The sequence below is a fragment of the Alkalinema pantanalense CENA528 genome, from assembly GCF_050753345.1.
In the GTDB taxonomy this organism is placed as follows: domain Bacteria; phylum Cyanobacteriota; class Cyanobacteriia; order Leptolyngbyales; family Leptolyngbyaceae; genus Alkalinema; species Alkalinema pantanalense.
The window spans coordinates 1-4,984 of the sequence record NZ_JBLZFX010000176.1 but is presented as its reverse complement, the minus strand read 5'-3'; the positions used below and the strand labels follow the sequence as shown (position 1 = coordinate 4,984).

Annotated in this window: 6 protein-coding genes; 1 reads left to right on the top strand and 5 read right to left on the bottom strand. The window is 48.6% G+C overall.

Going from position 1 to position 4,984, the window contains the following annotated elements; genetic code table 11:
• Positions 1–169 precede the first annotated feature (169 nt).
• Positions 170–508 carry a HepT-like ribonuclease domain-containing protein gene (locus ACN4EG_RS27065; protein WP_431633394.1) on the bottom strand — a complete coding sequence of 113 codons (339 nt, stop codon included), beginning with the start codon at positions 506–508 and terminating at the stop codon, positions 170–172.
• Entirely contained in the window at positions 480–809 is a 330-nt protein-coding gene (locus ACN4EG_RS27060) for a nucleotidyltransferase family protein (RefSeq protein ID WP_431633393.1), read from the bottom strand. Before ACN4EG_RS27060 ends, ACN4EG_RS27065 begins: the two co-directional genes overlap by 29 nt.
• A gap of 277 nt (positions 810–1,086) precedes the next feature.
• Between ACN4EG_RS27060 and ACN4EG_RS27055 the strand changes: the two genes are divergently transcribed.
• The gene (locus ACN4EG_RS27055) at positions 1,087–2,025 is read left to right on the top strand and encodes a hypothetical protein (protein ID WP_431633392.1); all 939 of its coding nucleotides are present in this window, start codon (positions 1,087–1,089) and stop codon (positions 2,023–2,025) included.
• Positions 2,026–2,249: 224 nt separating this feature from the next.
• Here the strand turns inward: ACN4EG_RS27055 and ACN4EG_RS27050 are convergent, their stop codons facing one another.
• The 3 genes from ACN4EG_RS27050 to ACN4EG_RS27040 all read right to left on the bottom strand — a co-directional run bounded on the left by ACN4EG_RS27050 (position 2,250) and on the right by ACN4EG_RS27040 (position 4,588).
• Positions 2,250–2,987, bottom strand: a complete 738-nt coding sequence (locus tag ACN4EG_RS27050; RefSeq protein WP_431633391.1) for a GUN4 domain-containing protein — start codon at positions 2,985–2,987, stop codon at positions 2,250–2,252.
• Positions 2,988–3,166: 179 nt separating this feature from the next.
• Positions 3,167–3,304 (bottom strand): photosystem II reaction center protein K, encoded by a 138-nt coding sequence (locus tag ACN4EG_RS27045; protein WP_190574671.1) that lies wholly within the window; start codon positions 3,302–3,304, stop codon positions 3,167–3,169.
• 111 nt (positions 3,305–3,415) lie between these two features.
• Complete coding sequence (locus ACN4EG_RS27040; RefSeq protein ID WP_431633390.1) at positions 3,416–4,588, bottom strand: hypothetical protein; 1,173 nt, start codon at positions 4,586–4,588, stop codon at positions 3,416–3,418.
• Positions 4,589–4,984 lie beyond the last annotated feature (396 nt).

Here is a 4,984-nt window from a genome sequence, read left to right as displayed (position 1 = left end):
CCATCGTTGTGTTTAACCCAAATACTTATGTTAAAGGAATCTCACTCTCAAAATCAGCGATGCGTGAAATTGAAACTCGTTTGCAGCGCAATCCAGATTTACCCAAATGGGACATCCTGATTCAACCTGCTGCTGGGTAGATTTGTTCCTGGAAATCTCCTTAGTCGTTTTAAGATTCAGGTGGGATTTTGGTTTGTAAGATTTTAATCAATGGCGGTATTTCGGACTGAATAACATCCCAGACAATATTGAGATTGACATCATCATATTCATGCACAAGCCGATTTCTCATGCCGTTGATTTCTTGCCAAGCAATATCAGGTAAGGTTTGTCGAGTCGCTTCTGAAACTCGTCGGGCAGCTTCAGCAATGACCAGAAGTCGGCGAATGACTGAATCTTGAAGCTGAATGTTGTTGATAAATTCCGCTTTTTTACACTGGCCGACATAAGTGACAACTAGTTCTGCAGACTGCAGCATGTCAAGCAGAAATTGCAGATCTCGTTGCATAAACCACCTGGGCTGAGGAAAGAATTTCGCGGCGACGGAGATAATTCCGACTGGATTCAATGCCTTGACGGGTGACTAGATCCACGGCCCGATCGAAGAGAGTGGTGAGTTCTGCTTCCATCTGGTCGAGGGTGCTGAAGGTGGGGTGCGCGTCTGGATGAAATTGCACCAGGATGTCAATATCGCTGTCGGGGCGAAAGTCATCGCGCAAACTTGAACCAAATAGGGCGAGTTCTGTCACCTGCCATTTTTGACAAAATTCAGCAATTTTCTCCCTAGGAAGCTCGATCGCGATTGTCATGATTGACTCCTTTGAGTTTTGCGATTGATTTCTTGGACGATATCTGGTGGCAGATCATTCTGGTATAGGGTCTACAGCGTTTCTAGAGGCGTTTGGCTTCGCGATGCGATCGGGGGGAGAAAACGACCTATATTTTAACAATTTTCCTAGGAGGGAGTTTGTCTATCTTGGTTTGAGGACACGTGTACGGACAATTTGATTGTGCGTCTTAATACATCCCAGCAAATATTTTCTCTGCTAACTTAAATCTAATGACTATTTAGCTTTTTCAGTTCATATGAAAGTCCAATCTGGCATGATTCAACGCCACCCTAAGGGGGACGTTATAGCTCAAGTTGAGCGGCGTTACAGTAAGAATGCTATTTGTTTAATTGTGATAAGTACTCTACTAGCGAGTCCTTTTCCAGCGTTGGGGCAATCTTCTAAAACAGCAATCGACGATCGTGGTGTACCCGTACTGGCCCTTGATTTAAAGGATATTCTCCCGAACGTTCGTCAGACGCGAAAAAAGCGGCGCACACCTAAGCCCCCTTCCCAGCGACCTACAAGGGATAGGGACACAAACGACTCACAAATGCCAGACCAAGTTCCTCCTAGTCCTTTTCCCAGGAATACTCAGGCACCCCGTCAGCCGAAGCCACCAGCCCCGATTAGTCCTCAGGAGCAACAATTTCTAGATAGCCTTTCTCCTGATGAGCGGCAGCTTTATACGGTGATCCAGAGGGCCAAAAAGGTTCTTCGGCAGCAGGCTGGTGCTAATTTGTTAGGGGGCCTCATGGGCTTCTCACCCAAGCAGGTAACTCAAAGTCCACAAGACCTTGACCGAGAATTTCAAACGATTATTCGCGATAGTAGGAACTCAAGCAGTTCTGAGACTACGGTAAAGGATAGCAATAGCCCGACGGATGCAAAACCTGGTAATCAATTAATTCAGCGCCTATTGAATAGGCGCAGCAATGAAACCCATGAGCAATGGCATACCAGGATTGATCCCCTAGTTTTTGCGACTCCACGGGAAGAGTATGAAGCGTGGAGGGCAACTTTATCATCGGCTGATAAGCAAGCCTATGATACCCTCGTCCAAAAACAGAGACGGAAACAGAGCGAAGAAGCAGGTAGGATCTTGCAGGATGAAATTAGACGCGATTTATCCTGTCGATGGGTGACAGATCCTCAGGGGGATGGTTTCGATAAAATTCAGGTTTGTGATGACTAGCCATTGAGTAGGTTGGCTTGTGGGTGGGTAGCAATTTATGAGGGCGATTTTGCTACCGCCTTTCTAAGCAGTTTGAGCAAAGCAGTGTCTGGCGTAGATGCGATCGAGGGTTTCATCAATTGCAATCTCCTGATGTTACTGCTCTCCCGCCAAGGCAATTGCCTGTGCGATTACTGTAGGGTTAATGCGTAAACCCGCCTGGATCAGGTGTGCAAGGATTACGGTCAGGTGAGGTTGGTTGAGTCGCTTCTGCTAGAGGTGCGAAGTCTTGTGGGCTTTGGCTTCGTGGGTTTCGGCTTACTTGGCTGTGCTTTCGGGGGTTGAGCTTTCGTGGGATTCAGGCAGACGCTTAAGCGCTTCGGCATTTCCGCAATCCAGCCCCCGCCCCAGGCATCCATCGCACCGCCATTACTGGCAGGTCGCAACGGTAAATGTCCCCGTTGTGCCCGCAAATCCGCATTCAGAATTTGCTTATGCCAGCCAACCTTGCCCTCGAAGCGCTGGGAATCCTTGTAGTTCTTGCCATACATCCGCATCCAGATACCCGCCTGGACACTGAACCCAAAGCGATCGTTACTGTAGTACCGCCACAATTTATCCACCGTCAGCAAATCCTGGCAGGGAAACAATCGAATATCACGACCTACCAAATATCCCTGCTCCAACTGGTCTGCTGCTTGCAGCATCAAATTGGATGTCATCTCATTGGCCTCTGCCCATTCCCCCTGCCGCAGTAATTGTTGCAGCGGTTCATAATCGATCAAGCGGCTAGATTTCAGGTTTTCCAAGGGCGTTTGGGGAATGGCTAAGGCTGGTTTCAGGGGCAATGATAGGGCAGACAACAACCCGATCGTCCCGAGTCCAATCGCGGCGATCGTCGTAGGTAGGACAGAGCGCCACCCCGGTAATCCCTGGACCAACGGCAGTTTGGGCAACAACTTAGAACAGCGCGTCAATGTCATAGCAGGTTCCCACGTAACGAGTTCCCCATCAAACCAATGGGTGCCCACCATGTTACCCAAGAAATTCTAGACATTGCCCAAGAATTTCTAAATCATCCCAAGAAAACCGCAACAAAAATATGGCAACAAAAAAGGGCCAAGATTGGCCCCCAAGCATGAATTCCAAACTAGGAATCAGTTTACCGAAAACCCACGGCTGCTTGCCATACAAATGCCAGCAAGAGGAAGAAAACGGGGATTACAGGCATGATATCTACAAGCGGATTGAAGATCGAGTAAGCTTCCGGCAGCTTCGCCAACAGCATTGCAGCTTCCATGAATCGATTGCCTCTCCAACACAGTATTAATAATTGACACGCATTTTAACATAAACCGTTTGGCAAGAGGGAGTCCGATCGCGAGGAGAGTGGGCCTTCTGTAGAACAGCCCTACACAAAGAAGAAGATTCCTGGGAAACCCGGTAGCCCCGGAATGGGCGTGATTGATGGAAGTTCAGTCGGTGGTGTGGGCGTGGGGCTGGGATTTGGGGGCAAGGTGGGAGGTTGGGAGGAATCGGTGAGCGCGATCGTATTGAGGTCGTAGGTGGCGCTAAACGGCCCGGTGGGAGTGGTTAAAGTTGTTGTAACAATGCCTTGATTAAAATTAACAGTTCCTTGACTTTGGGCTAAGAAGCTAGCCGCATCACTCACTAACTTGGGTAAATCCAGACTGGTTTTAATCGTCCCTAAGGCTCCGGTCACATCGATCGCCGCAACGCCATTGGTAAAGACAATCGTCCCCGTCCCTTGCAACGCATCCTTGACCTTATCTGCCACGATCGCTCCCGTCGCGAAGCTAGTCGTCAAGTCACCAAAGGGGGTAGGAATATCGAGGGTGATGTTCCCTTGAGAAAAAGTAAAATCGCCGGAAAAGGCCGTGAGGGGAATCTTCAGATTTCCTAAAAAGCCGCCCGATCCTAAACTGACAACCCCCTGATCCAAATCTACGACACCGCTAATCCCTCCGACCTCAACGGGAATTTTGGCATCATCCCCAAAGTCGATCGTCAAATCGAGATCTCCAAAGGGCGTTTGCAAGTCCGTTACAAAGGCTCCACGACCAAAATCGATCGTACCTGTGATGGGGCCGACTAACGTTGGCGTATTCACCTCGACCTTGCCATCGGCAAAGGGAACGGTGCCTTCCAAGCTATTGACCAAATTCACGATCGTGGAGCTGATTAAATCCGAAAAATTGAGGATTCCCGTAAGTTTCCCCCCATCGTAGGTCAAATCAGTCGTGGCAATCCCCTGATCTAGGCTGAGGGTGCCATTGAGCGTTGTCAGTCCAGAGGTCAAATCACCGGCTAGCTTGGCCAAATCTAAGGTGTCGTTGAAGAGCTCACCCGTGGGGCTAGTTAGCGTCCCTGTGACGACGCCATTTTCTCCCAGGGTGAGGGTTCCGCTGGCCGATTTGAGATTACTTAAAAACGCTTGGGCCTTTCCTGGGCCAAAGATAGGATCCAGAAACCCCCCAACGGATAGCACAGGGTCTAGTTTCAAGCCTGCGGAAGGCATGGTTAAAAGTGCAGAATCGCCGGGGGACAGCGTGGAAAGTCGCATGGAAAACCTCTTAAGGGTAGATGAGTAAAGGTAGTAGATAGCTACGAGTCGTCAATCACTACAAAAGCTACATAACTACACAGACTACATAATCACCAAGGCTACATAGCCACCAAGGCTACATAACCACGCCCTGTACCTTAACAACTCTGCCTCCCGATCGAGCTATGTCTAAAGATAGAGTTGCTGAACCGCAAGGATTGGTTTTCCAAAAGGCTCTTCTGAAAAGCTATCAAAATCTTAATTTCTTGATTTATTCGCCTCTCCGTTAATTTTTTTGCAATTACCCTAGTGGAGTGTCAGGATTAATTTTGTGAGTTTGAGCGAGAATGGATTTAGGATCTGATTGGTTCTGAAATCCACTCTTGTAGGAATATCGTATGGGCAAAGTGTACA